10 protein-coding genes are annotated in these 15853 nt (G+C 69.0%); 9 read left to right on the forward strand and 1 reads right to left on the reverse strand.

Translation table 11 applies throughout. The annotated features are described in order from the left end of the window. Positions 1-140 precede the first annotated feature (140 nt). Positions 141-2717: a glycoside hydrolase family 9 protein gene (locus tag ACIRG5_RS03045; RefSeq protein ID WP_402899253.1), complete on the forward strand. Its 2577-nt coding sequence runs from the start codon at positions 141-143 to the stop codon at positions 2715-2717. A 515-nt stretch (positions 2718-3232) separates the two neighbouring features. Here ACIRG5_RS03045 and ACIRG5_RS03050 read toward each other — a convergent pair. Then, positions 3233-3790, reverse strand: coding sequence for a hypothetical protein (locus tag ACIRG5_RS03050; RefSeq protein WP_402899256.1), 558 nt, complete (start codon positions 3788-3790; stop codon positions 3233-3235). 706 nt (positions 3791-4496) lie between these two features. Here ACIRG5_RS03050 and chvE point away from each other — a divergent pair. The 8 genes from chvE to ACIRG5_RS03090 all read left to right on the forward strand — a co-directional run bounded on the left by chvE (position 4497) and on the right by ACIRG5_RS03090 (position 15851). Then, complete coding sequence (gene chvE / locus ACIRG5_RS03055; RefSeq protein ID WP_402899258.1) at positions 4497-5582, forward strand: multiple monosaccharide ABC transporter substrate-binding protein; 1086 nt, start codon at positions 4497-4499, stop codon at positions 5580-5582. Between the two features lie 26 nt (positions 5583-5608). Next, positions 5609-7111, forward strand: coding sequence for a multiple monosaccharide ABC transporter ATP-binding protein (mmsA, locus tag ACIRG5_RS03060; RefSeq protein ID WP_402900873.1), 1503 nt, complete (start codon positions 5609-5611; stop codon positions 7109-7111). Then, a complete protein-coding gene (gene mmsB, locus ACIRG5_RS03065; RefSeq protein ID WP_402899261.1) occupies positions 7111-8325 on the forward strand; it encodes a multiple monosaccharide ABC transporter permease in 1215 nt (404 codons plus the stop codon). Before mmsA ends, mmsB begins: the two co-directional genes overlap by 1 nt. Positions 8326-8362: 37 nt before the next feature. Continuing rightward, on the forward strand, positions 8363-11434 hold the full coding sequence (locus ACIRG5_RS03070; protein WP_402899264.1) for a family 43 glycosylhydrolase: 3072 nt from the start codon (positions 8363-8365) through the stop codon (positions 11432-11434). 13 nt (positions 11435-11447) lie between these two features. Continuing rightward, the gene (locus tag ACIRG5_RS03075; protein ID WP_402899267.1) at positions 11448-12533 is read left to right on the forward strand and encodes an aldose epimerase family protein; all 1086 of its coding nucleotides are present in this window, start codon (positions 11448-11450) and stop codon (positions 12531-12533) included. Positions 12534-12553: 20 nt separating this feature from the next. Further along, positions 12554-12718 carry a hypothetical protein gene (locus ACIRG5_RS03080; protein WP_402899270.1) on the forward strand — a complete coding sequence of 55 codons (165 nt, stop codon included), beginning with the start codon at positions 12554-12556 and terminating at the stop codon, positions 12716-12718. Between the two features lie 365 nt (positions 12719-13083). Continuing rightward, positions 13084-14622: an amino acid adenylation domain-containing protein gene (locus ACIRG5_RS03085; RefSeq protein ID WP_402899273.1), complete on the forward strand. Its 1539-nt coding sequence runs from the start codon at positions 13084-13086 to the stop codon at positions 14620-14622. Continuing rightward, complete coding sequence (locus ACIRG5_RS03090; RefSeq protein WP_402899276.1) at positions 14619-15851, forward strand: hypothetical protein; 1233 nt, start codon at positions 14619-14621, stop codon at positions 15849-15851. Before ACIRG5_RS03085 ends, ACIRG5_RS03090 begins: the two co-directional genes overlap by 4 nt. Positions 15852-15853 lie beyond the last annotated feature (2 nt).

The raw sequence follows: 15853 nt of genomic DNA on the forward strand, positions 1-15853 counted from the left end.
GGGGGGGGTCTTTTCTCACTTAGACTCCCTCCCCCCCCCCGGGGGGGGGGGGGGGGGGGCCCCCCCCCCCCCCCCCCGCGGGGGGGGGGGGGGCCCCCCCCCCCCCCCCCCCCCTCGACGAGGACGGAGAACCTCACAGCATGAGATCGCAACCCCCACGTCTCCTCGCCGCGACCCTGCTCGCGGTGCTGACGGCGAGCTCACTCCAGGCCGCGGGCGCAGCCGCGGCGGCGGACTACGAACGCGTGCTCAACGGCACGTTCGACAGCGGCGCCGCCGATCCCTGGTGGAGCGGCGCCGGAGTGACCAACCGGGTCACCGGCGGCGAGTTGTGCGCGGCGGTCACCGGTGGGACCACGAACCCGTGGGACGCCCTGATCGGCCAGAACGGCGTTCCGTTCGAGACCGGCCAGTCCTACACGTTCTCGTTCGACGCCCGTGCCACCACGGCACAGCCGATCACGGCCGCCGCGGGCGAGAGCGTGAGCCCGTACCGCGGGATCGCGAGCCAGCAGTTCGCGCTCTCCACCGCCAAGCAGCACTTCACGTTCACCTTCACGTCCACTTTGGACTTCCCGGACGCGGGCAACGGCCAGGTCGCGTTCCAGCTGGGCGGCCAGGCGGCCGACAACACGATCTGCGTGGACAACGTCTCGCTGGTCGGCGGCGTGAAGCCGCCCGGTGGCGTGAACCCCAACCCCGCCAAGAAGGTCCAGGTCGACCTGGTGGGGTACGCGCCGGGCCTGCCCAAGCGCGCGACGCTGGTCTCCACGGCGACGACGCCGCAGACGTGGACTCTCAAGAACTCCGCGGGCACGGCCGTCGCCACCGGCCAGAGCACGCCGAAGGGCGCGGACGCCACGTCCGGCGACCCGGTTCACCAGATCGACTTCTCGTCGTTCGACACGGCCGGCACCGGCTACACGCTGTCCGTCGGCGAGGACAGCAGCTTCCCGTTCGACATCTCCGCCGACCCGATCAAGCGGCTGCGCTACGACTCGCTCGCGTTCTTCTACCACCAGCGCAGCGGCACCCCGATCCAGGCGCAGTACGTCGGCGACGAGTACGCGCGGCCCGCAGGGCACATCAACGTCACCCCCAACCAGGGCGACAACAACGTGCCGTGCCGGGCCGACCTCGCGTGCGGCTACACGCTCGACGTGCGCGGCGGCTGGTACGACGCGGGCGACCACGGCAAGTACGTGGTCAACGGCGGCATCGCGGCCTGGCAGCTGCTCAACTCCTACGAGCGGGCCACCCGCGTCGGCGACGCGTCCGCGTTCCGCGACGGCACCCTCGCCATCCCGGAGAAGACCAACGGCGTGCCCGACCTGCTCGACGAGGCGCGCTGGGAGGTCGACTTCCTGCTGAAGATGCAGGCGCCCGACGGCATGGCGCACCACAAGATCCACGACGCGAACTGGACGGCCCTGCCGACCCGGCCCGAACTGGACGACCAGCCGCGCAGGCTGTCCGCGACCAGCACCGCCGCGACGCTGAACCTGGCCGCGGTCGCCGCGCAGGCGTCCCGGCTGTGGAAGGGCATCGACGCCACCTACTCGGCGACGCTGCTCACGGCGGCGCGCAAGGCCTACACGGCGGCCAAGGCGAACCCGGCCAAGCTCGCCGACCCGGACGACGGCACCGGCGGTGGCGCCTACAGCGACAGCACCGTCAGCGACGAGTTCTACTGGGCCGCGTCGGAGCTGTACGCCACCACCGGCGACAGCGCCTACCGGACCGACGTGACGGCCTCGCCGCACTACAAGGCTGCCGGTCTGACCAGGGCGGGCTTCTACTGGGGCGGCACCGCGCCGCTGGGTGACATCACGCTCGCCCTGGCACCCAACGGCCTGCCGGCGGCGGACGTCGCGGCGATCAAGTCCGCGTTCGCGACGGTCGCGGACCAGCACCTGGCCGCCATGGCCGGGATGGGCTACGCCGCGCCGTACGACAACAGCACGGACGGGTACGTCTGGGGCTCGAACTCCGCGGTCCTCAACAACGCCCAGGTGCTCGCCCTCGCCCACGACTTCACCGGTGCCGCCAAGTACCGCGACGGCGTGTTCGAGGCGCTGCACTACGTCCTCGGCCGCAACCCGCTGAGCACCTCGTACGTGGCGGGTTACGGCGACCAGGCGATGCGCAACGCGCACCACCGGTTCTGGGCGCACCAGAACGACCCGACCCTGCCGATCGCGCCGCCCGGTTCGCTGTCCGGCGGCCCGAACAGCGCTCTGCAGGACCCGGTCGCGCAGCGGCTGCTCGCCGGCTGCCCGCAGCAGAAGTGCTGGGTGGACGACATCGGCGCCTACTCGGTGAACGAGGTGGCGGTGAACTGGAACTCCGCGCTCGCCTGGGTCTCGGGCTGGGCGGCGGAGAAGTCCGGGACGACCACGCCGAAGTCGGACTGCGAGGTCGGCTTCACCGCCGGCCGGTGGCCCGACGGCCTGTCGGCGCAGGTGAAGCTCACCAACACCGGCACGACCGCGTGGACGTCGTGGAAGCTCGGGTTCGCGTTCCCCGGCACCCAGAAGGTCACCGCCGGGTGGTCGGCGACGTGGAGCCAGACCGGGCGGGACGTGACGGCGGCCAGCATGCCGTGGAACGGCCAGGTCGAACCGGGCAAGTCGGTCCACATCGGATTCAACGGCTCCGGCACCGGAACGGACCCGACCGCCTTCACGATCAACGGAAAGGCCTGCAAGATCGCCTGACCGAACCAGGGATGCGCCCGCTGTCACTCCGGTGGCAGCGGGCGCTTTGCGTTTGTGGCACGGACACGCCTTCCTGGACGCAACACCAACGCCAGTGCGAGCCGGAAGCGACGCGCGACACCAGTCCGAACATCCCACTCGGCGACTCCGCCAGGCCCTCGGGCACCACCGGCTGTCCGATCAGGACGAATCTCGCCCTGTGCAGGGAGGCACCCGGCCACCTCGGCCGAGGTGCGTACCAGGTGGTCGTCTGCGCGGTGCAAGGCGATGACGCGAGCGATCCCGTTCATCCGCAACGGGACGACGATCCTGACTCCCCGGCCAGCTGCGCAACCAGGTCGGCACGAGGTTTCCGATGATCTGTTCGAGGTGGGTGCGTTGAAGGGGCGACGCGGAACAGGAGGCACCGGACGCGGGCTTCTCTGAACCCATTGGAGCCTGGCAGACCGATCGACGCCGGCTACCGGGTTCCGCGGTGGCGGAACGCGCTATCGGCGGCTTGAGCGAAGGTCAGCTCAATGTGAAGACTCATGGTCACGTACCCATGCCGACGCTTCTTCGCGGCTGGTCGACGGCGGTGAGTCCATCAGGCATTGGGGGCAGCGGCCGAACCACCCGACCGCCTCCTGCCACGTGTGGACCTGATCGGATTTCACCCAGTTCGGTGCCCAATCGATGTCGAACGCATAGAGGACACCTGATGTGACTCCCTCCATCAGCCGCTCGATGGCCGCATCGCTCAATCCCAGATCCAGCATGCCGTTCACGACCTCGAGCTCTGTCCTGACGTTGTCCTCCAGAAGCGCGATGACACGGGCCTGCCGTTCTGACTCCGCCATGCCGACATCCTGTCTCACCGCACTGTCGTCGGCATAGCCGGTTACTTCGACGGGGATCGCGGACGTTGTCCTGCCGGTGAATGGGACAAAGACAGGCATGCCAAGCGTGACCTCGCTGGTTCGACGCTGGAGCGGGGCGTCGATCTGGGCGATCTTGTCCTGACGACGGTCAGGCTTACCTGCGGTCCTTCGACTCCTCCGACGGTCCTTCGACTCCTCCGAGTCGGCCGTCACGCTTGGCCTCGACGATCCGGGCCTCCAGATTGTTGCGATCTCCGCAAGTCGTGCGGCCCACACGTGCCAGCCGATGGACGTGGGGGCGATTGCCCTGCACAGCGCCCCGCCGGTGCCCTGGGATCAGTCCGGACTGGGCGTCCTGGGCTGCCTTCAGCCCGCCGCCCTGCGGTCAGGCGGCGTTCGCGGGCCGTTCGCGCACGAATCGGCAGAACAGTTAGCCGCTCGCGGGTGAGCTGATCCATGCAGGCTGGGCGGCGCTTGAGTTCCTTGAGCGCGGCCGATCCGACGCCACCGATCGAGCAGGGAACGGCCCAAGGCGCCTGGGGTCGTCGACGGCCCGTTGGGCGATGTCCAGACAGACGGCCCGCAGGCGGAGCAACTCGTCCTTGGCGTTGATGCGGGGGCATTGCATCTCCTCACCTGCCTAGGAGGTCACCCGTACGCCGTGTGGTGTTGCGGTTCAAGGGTGCTGACCCGTTCGGACCAGAGCGACTTCGCGGACGCAGTGACAGCGGGGACAAGGCTGCCGACTACGCGTTCTTCGACTTCAGCGACTTGACCTTCGCCACGTTGCAACCGGTTCCTGTGAGCGCTAACAGGAACTACCTGCTGTTATCCAGTTGAAACTTGACGGGCATGTTGTTAGCGATAACACTCGCCGCCTACAGCATTTGTTGCCTGTCGGTGACATCGAGGAGAAGCAATGAGGCTTGCCAGGATCGCGGCCACCACCGCACTCGCCGTCACCCTCGCCGCCTGCGGTTCGGCGGAGAAGACGGTCGACCAGCAGACCGGCTCCAGCGAGGGTGCGCTGGTGGGCGTCACCATGCCGACGCGGTCGTCCGAACGCTGGATCCACGACGGTGACAACATCAAGAAGGCCCTGGAGGGCAAGGGGTACAAGGTCGACCTCCAGTACGCGGAGAACGACATCCCCACCCAGGCCAACCAGATCGAGAACCAGATCACCAAGGGCGCCAAGCTCCTGATCGTCGCCTCGATCGACGGCACCGCGATCACGTCGCAGCTGCAGCAGGCCGCCGACGCGAAGATCCCGGTGATCGCCTACGACCGGCTGATCCGCAAGAGCCCGAACGTCGACTACTACGCCACGTTCGACAACTTCAAGGTCGGCGTGGAGCAGGCGAACTCGCTGCTGGCCGGCCTGAAGACGAAGGGCGAGGGCCCGTTCAACGTCGAGCTGTTCGCCGGGTCGCCGGACGACAACAACGCCACGTTCTTCTTCAACGGCGCCATGTCCGTGCTCCAGCCGCTCGTCGACCAGGGCAAGCTCGTCGTGAAGTCGGGCCAGAAGGACTTCAAGACCGTCGCGATCCTGCGCTGGGACCCCGCGACCGCGCAGAAGCGCATGGAGGACCTGCTCACCTCGACCTACGGCGGTGCCAAGGTCGACGGCGTCCTGTCCCCGTACGACGGCATCTCGATCGGCATCCTCTCCGCGCTCAAGAGCGGTGGCTACGGCACGGCCGGCCAGGCCTACCCGATCGTCACCGGCCAGGACGCCGAGGTCGCCTCGGTGAAGTCGATCATCGCCGGTGAGCAGTACTCGACGATCCACAAGGACACCCGCCTGCTCGCCGACGTCACGGTGAAGATGGCCGACGCGGTGCTCAAGGGCGGCAAGCCCGAGGTCAACAACACCAAGGACTACGACAACGGCAACAAGGTCGTGCCGTCCTTCCTGCTCCAGCCCGTTCCCGTGGACAAGGCGAACTACCAGAAAGAGCTGATCGACTCCGGTTACTACACCGCCGACCAGCTCAGGTAGGTCCTGTGTCCGACGACATCCTGGTGATGCGCGGCATCACCAAGAGGTTCGCGGGTGTCACCGCGCTGCACGAGGTCTCGTTGACCGTGCGGCGCGGTGAGATCCACGCGATCTGCGGCGAGAACGGCGCGGGCAAGTCCACGCTGATGAAGGTGCTGTCCGGGGTCCACCCGCACGGCACGTACGACGGCGACATCCTCTTCGAGGGCGAGCCGTGCGCGTTCGACGGCATTCGCGACAGCGAGCGCCGCGGCATCGTGATCATCCACCAGGAGCTGGCGCTGTGCGGCCAGCTCTCCGTGGCGGAGAACCTGTTCCTGGGCAACGAGAGGTCCCGGCGCGGGTTCATCGACTGGAACCGCACCAACCACGAGGCCCAGGCACTGCTCGACCGCGTCGGACTGCAGGCGAACCCGACGGCCCCGGTGAACGACCTCGGCGTCGGCAAGCAGCAGCTCGTGGAGATCGCCAAGGCGTTGTCCAAGGAGGTCAGCCTCCTGATCCTGGACGAGCCGACGGCCGCGTTGAACGACGACGACTCCCAGCACCTGCTGGACCTGCTCGACGGCCTGCGGAACGAGGGCATCACCTCGGTGATCATCTCCCACAAGCTGGGCGAGGTCACCAGGATCGCCGACACGGTCACCGTCCTGCGCGACGGCAAGACCATCGAGACGTTGCCCGCCAAGGGACTCAGCGAGGAACGCATCATCTCCGGCATGGTCGGCCGCGACCTGGAACACCGGTTCCCGCCGCGCACGCCCGACATCGGCGAGGAGGTGCTGCGCATCGAGGACTGGACGGTGCACAGCCCCGCCCAGCCGGACCGGGTGGTCGTCGACAACGCCACGCTGTCGTTGCGGCGCGGGGAGATCGTCGGCCTCGCGGGCCTGATGGGCGCAGGCCGCACCGAACTCGCGATGAGCGTCTTCGGCCGTTCGTACGGCGTCGGCATCTCCGGGCGCGTGGTCAAGGACGGCCAGGAGATCGACACTCGCACGGTGCGCGGCGCGATCCGGCACGGCCTCGCGTACGTGAGCGAGGACCGCAAGAAGTACGGGCTCAACCTGATCGAGGGCGTGCAGCGCAACGTCTCCGCGGCGGCGCTGGGCAAGCTCGCGAACCGCGGATGGGTGAACGAGAACGAGGAGTACACCGTCGCGGAACGGTTCAGGAAGTCGATGGGCATCAGGACGTCCGCCGTGTCGACGCCGACCGGCACGCTGTCCGGCGGCAACCAGCAGAAGGTCGTGCTGGCGAAGTGGATGTTCACCGACCCGGACGTGCTGATCCTCGACGAACCGACGCGCGGCATCGACGTCGGCGCCAAGTACGAGATCTACTCGATCATCAACGAGCTCGCCGCCCAGGGCCGCGCGGTGCTGGTGATCTCGTCGGAGCTGCCGGAGCTCCTCGGCCTGTGCGACCGCGTGTACGCGCTGTCGGAAGGCCGCATCACCGGCGAGGTCAGCCGCGAAGAGGCCACGCAGGAACGCTTGATGCAGTTTATGACGCGAGGACAGAGCTGATGACCACGAAGACCGCGCCCGCTCCCGCCGCCGCCCCGCCGGCCCAGCCACGGCGGTTCTCGATCAACCCGCGGCAGTCGGGCATCTACGTCGCGTTCGCGCTGATCGTCGTCCTGTTCGCGGTGCTGACCGACGGCGCCCTGCTGCAGCCGCAGAACATCTCGAACATCATCGTGCAGAACTCCTACGTGCTGATCCTCGCGATCGGCATGATCCTGGTGATCATCGGTGGGCACATCGACCTGTCGGTCGGCTCGACGGTGGCGCTGACCGGGGCGATCTGCGCGGTGCTGACCGTCCAATGGGGACTGCCGTGGCCGGTGGCGGTACTGCTGACGCTGCTCTCGGGCGCGTTGATCGGCGCGGCGCAGGGCTACTGGATCGCGTACTTCGGCATCCCGGCGTTCATCGTCACGCTGGCGGGCATGCTGGTGTTCCGCGCGCTCACCCTGACGACGCTGGGCAACCAGGGCATCGGGCCGTTCCCCGACGAGATCCGGTCGCTGGCGAACGGCTTCACGGGCGGCTACCTCGGCAACATCGCCCTCGGCCCGCTCGGCGGCGCCGACCTCGTGAGCCTGCTCGCCGGACTCGCGTTCGTGGCGGGGTTCGCGTTGTCGCAGTGGCGCAAGCGCGCGGCCAGGCTCGGCTACGGCCAGGTCGTCGAGCCGATGCCGGTGTTCGTCCTCAAGATCGTCGGCGTCGGTGTCGTCGTGATGGCCGTCGTGGTGCAGCTCGCCCGGTTCCGCAACCTGCCGTGGGTCCTGGTGCTGCTCGCGGCGCTCGCGCTCGGCTACTCGCTGATGGCCGGCAACTCCGTGTTCGGACGGCACATCTACTCGATCGGCGGCAACCTGCAGGCCGCCACGCTGTCCGGTGTGAAGGTCAAGGCCGTCACGTTCTGGGTGTTCGTGAACATGGGCGCGCTGGCCGCACTGGCCGGCGTGATCTTCGCCGGCCGGCTCAACCAGGCGGGCCCGACGGCGGGCATGTCGTTCGAGCTGGACGCCATCGCGGCCGCGTTCATCGGCGGTGCGGCGGTCCAGGGCGGTGTCGGCAAGGTCGTCGGCGCCATCACCGGTGGCCTGATCATGGGCGTGATCAACAACGGCATGTCCCTGATCGGCGCGCCCAGTGAGCGCGTGATGCTCGTGAAGGGTCTCGTCCTGCTCGCGGCGGTCGCCTACGACGTCTGGACCAAGCGACGCGCCTGAAATCTCCTCTCTCCACCCCGGAAGGCGAACAACAACGATGTTGTCATCCCTGCGCCGTTTCGGTCTGGTGGTGGCCGTGACGGCCGCCCTGGTCCCCATCACCCCTGCCGCCGCCGAACCGCTCGTGCGGACAGCGGCGAACGCGCTGGAAGTCCCGAACATCGACGACGTCCGCGGACATCTCACCCTGCCCGCCACCGGCGCGCACGACACGACCGTCACGTGGAAGTCGTCCAACGGCAAGGTGATCACGCCGACCGGTGAGGTGAGCCGCCCTCCTGCGGGCGGCAAACCCGCCAAGGTCGTGCTGACGGCGAAGGTGAGCCGCGGGCAGCAAAGCGTCACCCGCTCGCTCACCGCCACCGTCACCCCGTTGCCCGTCAAGGAACCGCTGGCGGGCTACAGCTTCTTCTACTTCACCGGCGAAGGCAGCCCGATCGGCGAGCAGATCTACGCCGCCGCCAGCAACGGGAACAACCCGCTGGACTTCTCCGAGGTCAACGGCGGCCAGCCGGTCCTGAAGTCCAGCCTCGGTGAACTGGGCGTGCGCGACCCGTTCATCCTGCGCTCCCCCGAAGGGGACAAGTTCTTCCTGCTGGCCACGGACCTGAAGATCAACGGCGGACGTGGCTGGGACGCGGCGCAGCGCAGCGGCAGCCGGTCGCTGATGGTGTGGGAGTCGACGGACCTGCGGAACTGGTCTCGCCAGCGCAGCGTCCAGGTCTCGCCGCCGACCGCGGGCAACACCTGGGCGCCGGAGGCGTTCTGGGACGCCAAGCGCGGCAACTACGTCGTCTACTGGGCGTCGAAGCTGTACGCGGAGACCGATCCCGGCCACACCGGTGACAGCTACAACCGGATGATGTACGCGACCACGCGCGACTTCGTGACGTTCAGCCCGGCGAAGGTGTGGATCGACCCCGGCTACTCGGTGATCGACTCGACCGTCATCGAGCACAACGGCACCTACTACCGCTACACCAAGGACGAGCGGAACAACTCGTCGTCCTCGCCGTGCAGCAAGTACATCACCGCGGAGAAGTCGGCGGACCTGCTGAACCCGAAGTACGACTTCGTCGCCGAGTGCATCGGCAAGGCCACCTCGACCAGCCCCGGCCTGAGCGCCGGTGAGGGCCCGACCGGGTTCAAGTCCAACACCGAGAACAAGTGGTACCTGTTCATCGACGAGTACGGCGGCCGCGGCTACGTGCCGTTCGAGACGACCGACCTCGCCTCCGGCAAGTGGACCATGTCCACGGGAGCCCGCCTGCCCACGTCCCCGCGGCACGGCACGGTGCTCCCGGTGACCCAGGCCGAGCTGTCCCGGCTCACCGCTCCCCCTGCTCCGGTGAAGGCCGACTCGAAGGGCCTCGTCGCGCACTGGCCGCTCAACGGGTCCGCCGCCGACGCCACCGGCCACGGCTACGACGGCGTGCTCGCCGGCGACGCCACGTGGTCCGAGGGCTCCCTGTCGCTCAAGGGCGGCCACGTCCAGCTGCCGAACAACATGCTGACCGGCGCCCCTGCCGCGACGATCTCCGCCGACGTGCTGGTCGACCCGGGCCAGCAGACGCCGTACTTCCTCTACGGGTTCGGCAACACGGCGCCGAACGGCGTCGGCAACGGCTACCTGTTCAGCACCGGTGACGGGTATCGCGGCGCGATCGCGACCGGCAACTGGACGACCGAGCAGGGCGTGAACTCCGGCAGGGCGCTGCCGCGCGGCGTCTGGAAGAACGTGACGCTGACCGTCGGCAACGGCGTGGAGGTGCTCTACCTCGACGGCGCCGAAGTGGCGCGCAACAACGCCGTCACCATCAAGCCGTCCGACCTCGGCGGTGGGATCACGGCAGCCAACTACCTCGGCAGATCGGTCTACGCGGCGGACAGGACGTTCCAGGGCAGGATGAAGGACGTCCGGCTCTACAACCGGGCGCTCGCGAGCACCGAGGTGGCCGCGCTGCCGTTCAACGCGACCCTGATCCGGTCGGTCGCGCACGACTCGCTCAAAGCACCCGCGGTCATCGAACCCGGCAGCGTGGTTCTCCCCGTGCGACCGGGTACCGACCTGCGGCGGGTCAAGCTCGACTTCGGTCTGGCTCCCGGCGCGACCATCACGCCCAGCGGCCCGGTCGACCTGCGCAAGCCGCGGCAGTTCACCGTGAGGCTGGGCCGTGAGAGTCGCGTGTGGACGGTCGAGGCCCACGAGATGCGCAGTCCCGTGCTGCCCGGCCTCAACGCCGATCCGAACGTCGTCGCGTTCGGCGACACCTACTACATCTACGCGACCACCGACGGCTTCGACGGCTGGAGCGGCACGAAGTTCTCCGCCTGGTCGTCGAAGAACCTGGTCGACTGGAAGGACGAGGGCGTCATCCTCGACCTCGGTCCCGGCGTCAGCTGGGCGGACCGCAACGCGTGGGCACCGACGATCGTCGAACGCGGCGGGAAGTACTACTTCTACTTCTGCGCCGAGGCCAAGATCGGCGTCGCGGTGAGCGACTCCCCGACCGGCCCGTTCGTCGACTCCGGTCAGCCGCTGATCGCCCGCAACCCCAACGGCGGCCAGGCCATCGACCCCGCCGTCTTCGTCGACCGCTCCGGGCAGCCCTATCTGTACTGGGGCAACGGTGAGGCCTACGTCGTTCCGCTGAACAGTGACATGATCTCCTACGACCCGGCCAAGATCACCCGCCTCACCGGGCTGACGGACTTCCGGGAGGGTTTGTTCATGGTGGAGCGCAAGGGCACGTACTACCTGAGCTGGTCGGTCGACGACACCCGCAGCGAGGACTACCGCGTCGCCTACGCGACCGCGCCCAGCCCCACCGGCCCGTTCACGAACCGCGGCCTGATCCTGAGCAAGGACCTGAAGCTCGGGGTGAAGGGCACGGGGCACAGCTCGATGCTGCAGGTGCCGGGTACCGACGACTGGTACCTCGTGTACCACCGCTTCGCCATCCCCGGCGGGGACGGCACGCACCGCGAGACCACGATCGACAGGATGAGGTTCGGCCGCGACGGCTCCATCGTCCCGGTCACACCGACCCTGGAGAGCGTCGCACCACAACGGATCCGGACGCAGCACTGCCGGGCCCTGATCAACTGACACGAGGAGTTCGATGTCGCAGCGGGAACCCGAGCTACGCCGGGAGCAGTTCGGCCGGGTCGGTGACACCGACGTCCACCGGTACGTCCTGGCGTGGCCGGGCGGCCTCACCGTGCGGGTGCTGGACTACGGCGGGGTGATCCAGTCGCTGGAGGCACCCGACCGCCACGGCGTTCCCGCCAACGTGGTGCTCGGGTTCCCCACGCTCGACGACTACGTCGCGAACACCCGGCCCGGCGCGACCAGGGTCTTCTTCGGCGCCGTGATCGGCCGGTACGCCAACCGGATCGCGCGCGGCGCCTTCACCCTCGACGACGTCCAGCACCAGCTCCCGCTCAACAACGGCCCGAACAGCCTGCACGGCGGACCGGCCGGCTTCGACACGCGTGTGTGGTCCGCGACCGAACTGCACGAGACGGACAGCGTGGGCGTGCGGCTCGAACTGGTGAGCCCGCACGGGGACGGTGGCTTCCCAGGCGCCGTGGATGCCCAGGTGACGTACCGGCTCGACCGGCACAACCGCCTGCGCATCACCTACCGCGCGACGACGGACGCGCCCACCGTTCTCAACATGACCAACCACACCTACTGGAACCTGGCCGGGGAAGGCAGCGGCGACGTGCACCGCCAGTCGCTGATGCTCAACGCGAGCCGGTTCTGCGCCGTCGACGAGGCCCTGATCCCGGTGGGCGCTCCCGTGCCGGTCGAGGCGAGCCCGTTCGACTTCCGGCTGCCGACCGCGATCGGCGCCCGCATCCGCGCGGCCCACCCGCAGTTGCGGATCGCGGGAGGGTACGACCACAACTGGGTGCTGGACTCCTCCGGTGCCTCGTTCGCCGCGCAGGCCTGCGACCCGGCCTCCGGACGACTGCTGACGCTGTGGACCAGCGAGCCCGGCCTGCAGTTCTACTCGGGCAACTTCCTGACCGAGGACCTGGTCGGCACCGGCGGCCGCCCGTACGGCCGCGGCGCGGGATTCGCCCTGGAGGCACAGCACTTCCCGGACTCGCCGAACCGCCAGGACTTCCCCAGCACGGTGCTGCGGCCCGGCGACGTCTACCACCAGGAGACGGTCTTCCAACTGTCCACTGCGGACTAACTCACGCCGCGTGACTGCACGTGGGGCAGCTGCAGTTGGCGCACGTGCAGTTCGCGCACGAGTCGGAGCAGCCATCGCACGCGCACTGGGCGTGGTTGCACGTCGGGCAGTCGCAGTCCGAGCAGTCGCACCACGCGCACGAGTCCGCGCAGTGCGCGCACCTGCACTTGTCGCACTCGTCGTAGTGAACACCGTGATCCGTCACGTGTTCGCGGTGCAGGTGTCCGTCGTGCAGGTAGTCGACGTGGTCTTGGTGCACGACGGCGTCGTGGCCGCAGCCGGGGCCGTGGGTGTGGCGGTGCAGTTCCGCGGGAGTGTGCACGACAGTCGTCATAGGACAGATGCTCATATGCGCAGGCGACTATGACAAACGCAGGAGCACCGGATCATCCGTCTGGGTGACGGGACGGCCCCGCGCCTGCCGCGAAGAAAAGCTTTGCACGACAAGGATTTTTCGAATTCGACGGGCGATTCGACACGACGTGAACTTCCCGGAGGGCTGTCTCGTTCAAGCGGTTGCCCACGCACCGCTCACGAAAGGGCACCCGTCGTGACAGCCCTGTTCCAGGAATCCGCCCTGTGCGATCTGTCCCCCGCCGACCGCGAACTGTTCCAGGCGTTCGGCGCCGGTCCAGTCCGGATCCCTCCGTCCGACCACGTCCACCACGCCTTCGAGACGCACGCGACACGTCGCCCGCACCTGACCGCGGTGGAACACCTCGGTGAGTCCCTGACCTACGGGGAGCTCGACGCCAGGGCCTCGACGCTGGCCGAGATCCTGGTCCGCGGCGGCGTGCGCCCCGGCGACCACGTGGGACTGTTCCTGACGCGGTCGATCTCCATGGTGGTGGGCGTTCTCGCGGTGCTCAAGGCCGGTGCGGCCTACGTGCCGCAGGACGTGCGCATCACCCCCGAGGCCCATCTGCGGCACATCGTCCGGGTCGCACGGGTGAACGTGGTGCTCACCACGACCGCGGACGCGGCCTCCCTGCCCCCTCACCTCGCCACGATCATCACGATCGACACGCTGCCCGCGGCCGGCGCGTTCCGCCGCACCATCACCGCGGAGTCGGACATCGCCGCCGTCATCTTCACGTCCGGCACCACCGGGCGGCCCAACGGGGTGCGGGTCTCCCACGCCAACCTGTGCAACGTCCTGCTCACCGCGCCCGGCTCCCTGGGCGTCGCACCGGGGATCAGGGTGTCGCAGCTGCTCAACATCGCGTTCGACATGGCGATGTGGGAGATCCTCGGCACGCTCGCGAACGGCGGCACGCTGGTGATCCGCGGCGACGACCTCGGGCGGACGGCGAGCACGGTCGACGTCGTGATCGCCACGCCCAGCGTGCTGGCGACGCTGGATCCCGCCGCGTGCCAACGAGTGCGCACGGTCGCGGTCGCCGGCGAGCGCTGCCCGCAGGCCCTCGCGGACGTGTGGGCGGGCCGCGTGGCGTTCCACAACGCCTGCGGTCCCACCGAGGTCACCATCGTCAACACGGTGCAGCGCTACGAACCGGGCTCCGGGCAGCTCACCATCGGCAGGCCCGTGCCGAACACGACCGTGTACGTGCTCGACGACGACCTGCGGCCGTGCCCCATCGGCGCGGTCGGTGAGATGTGGGCCGGCGGGGCGTGCGTGACGGCGGGTTATCTGGGCGACCTCGACCTCACGGCGGAGCGGTACCGCCCCGATCCGTTCCTCGGCGGCGACCACCTGATGTTCCGGACGCGCGACCTCGGCAGGTGGACGCGCGAGGGCCGGCTGGAGCACCGCGGCCGCACCGACGACCAGGTCAAGGTGCGCGGGTTCCGGGTCGAGCTGGACGCGGTCACCGCGGCGCTGGAGCGTGCCGAGGACTGCGACCGCGCGACGACGGTGGTGCACGACGGCAAGCTCGTCGGGTTCATCAGTCCCGGCACCGCGACGCCGGAACGGGCGCGACGGGCGGTCTCGCAACGGCTGCCGTACTACTGCGTGCCGACGCTGATCGTCCCGGTCGACACGCTGCCGACGACTGACCGCGGCAAGGTCGACCGGCGCGCGCTTCTGTCACGTGTGGACGGACTGCGGCGGGAGCCCGTGGCATGACGGTGCACGATCTGGTTCTTCCACCGGCCGAGCGATCCCTGCGCGCGGTCCTGCGCCGGCGCCCGTTCACCCACCACAACCGGCTCGCGGCGACCGTCGTCCTCGCGAACCTCGTCTTCGCCGCAGCCGGCGAATGGTGGGGCGATCAGGACGTGCTGACCACGCTCGTGGTCGTCAACGTGGCGCTCGCGGCGTTGATCCGGCAGCAGCTGGTGATCAACCTGCTGTTCCGGCTGGCCACCAGTGCGCCGGCGCACTGGCCGTTGCGGGTGCGGTGGACGCTGGGCAAGGTCTACCACTTCGGTGGCCTGCACGTCGGCGGCGCTGTCTGTGCCGTGGCCTGGTTCGTCCCGCTCGCCGTCATCACGCGCGGCGCGCTGCCGATCGCGTTGAGCTGGACGATCTTCACCCTGCTCGTCGCGATGACCGTGCTCGCGCTCCCCCGGTTCCGCGCCCGCCACCACGACCTCTTCGAACGGTCGCACCGGTTCGGCGGCTGGACCGTGCTCGTGCTGTTCGGCGCGCTGGCCGCGGTCTCCAACCCGGTGTTCCTCTGGCCGCTCGCCCTCGTGGTGGTCAGCGTGGCGCTGCCGTGGCTTCGGCTGCGGCGCGTTCCGGTGCGGATCGTCAGCCCGTCACCGCACGTCGCGCTCGTCTCGTTCGACCACGGCGTCACACCGTTCGCGGGCTCCTCGACAGCGGTGAGCCGCAACCCGTTGCTCGAATGGCACTCGTTCGCGAACGTGCCCGCCCCTGGGCGTTCCGGCTTCCGGCTCACCATCTCCCGCGCGGGCGACTGGACGGCGAAGCTCATCGCCGACCAGCCGAGCCACCTGTGGGTGAAGGGGATCCCGACCGCGGGCGTCGGCAACATCGACAAGCTGTTCCGCCGGGTGGTGTGGGTCGCCACCGGCAGCGGCATCGGCCCCTGCCTGCCGCACCTGCTCGCCCGCACCGCGCCGGCCACGCTGGTGTGGTCGACCCGCGACCCGCGCCGCACCTACGGGGACGCACTGGTCGACGAGATCCTCGACGCGCAACCGGACGCCGTCGTCTGGGACACCGCCGGTCAGGGCAAGCCTGATCTCGTCGCGCTCGCGCACGACGCCTGCCGCCGGTTCGACGCGGAGGCGGTCATCTGCATCTCCAACAAACAGACCACCTGGCACGTCGTCGAAGAGCTGGAGGCCAGGGGAATCCCCGCCTACGGCGCCATCTGGGACTCGTGAGG

Origin of the sequence: Lentzea sp. NPDC102401, assembly GCF_044765805.1 — a bacterium.
GTDB classification, from domain to species: Bacteria; Actinomycetota; Actinomycetes; order Mycobacteriales; family Pseudonocardiaceae; genus Lentzea; species Lentzea sokolovensis.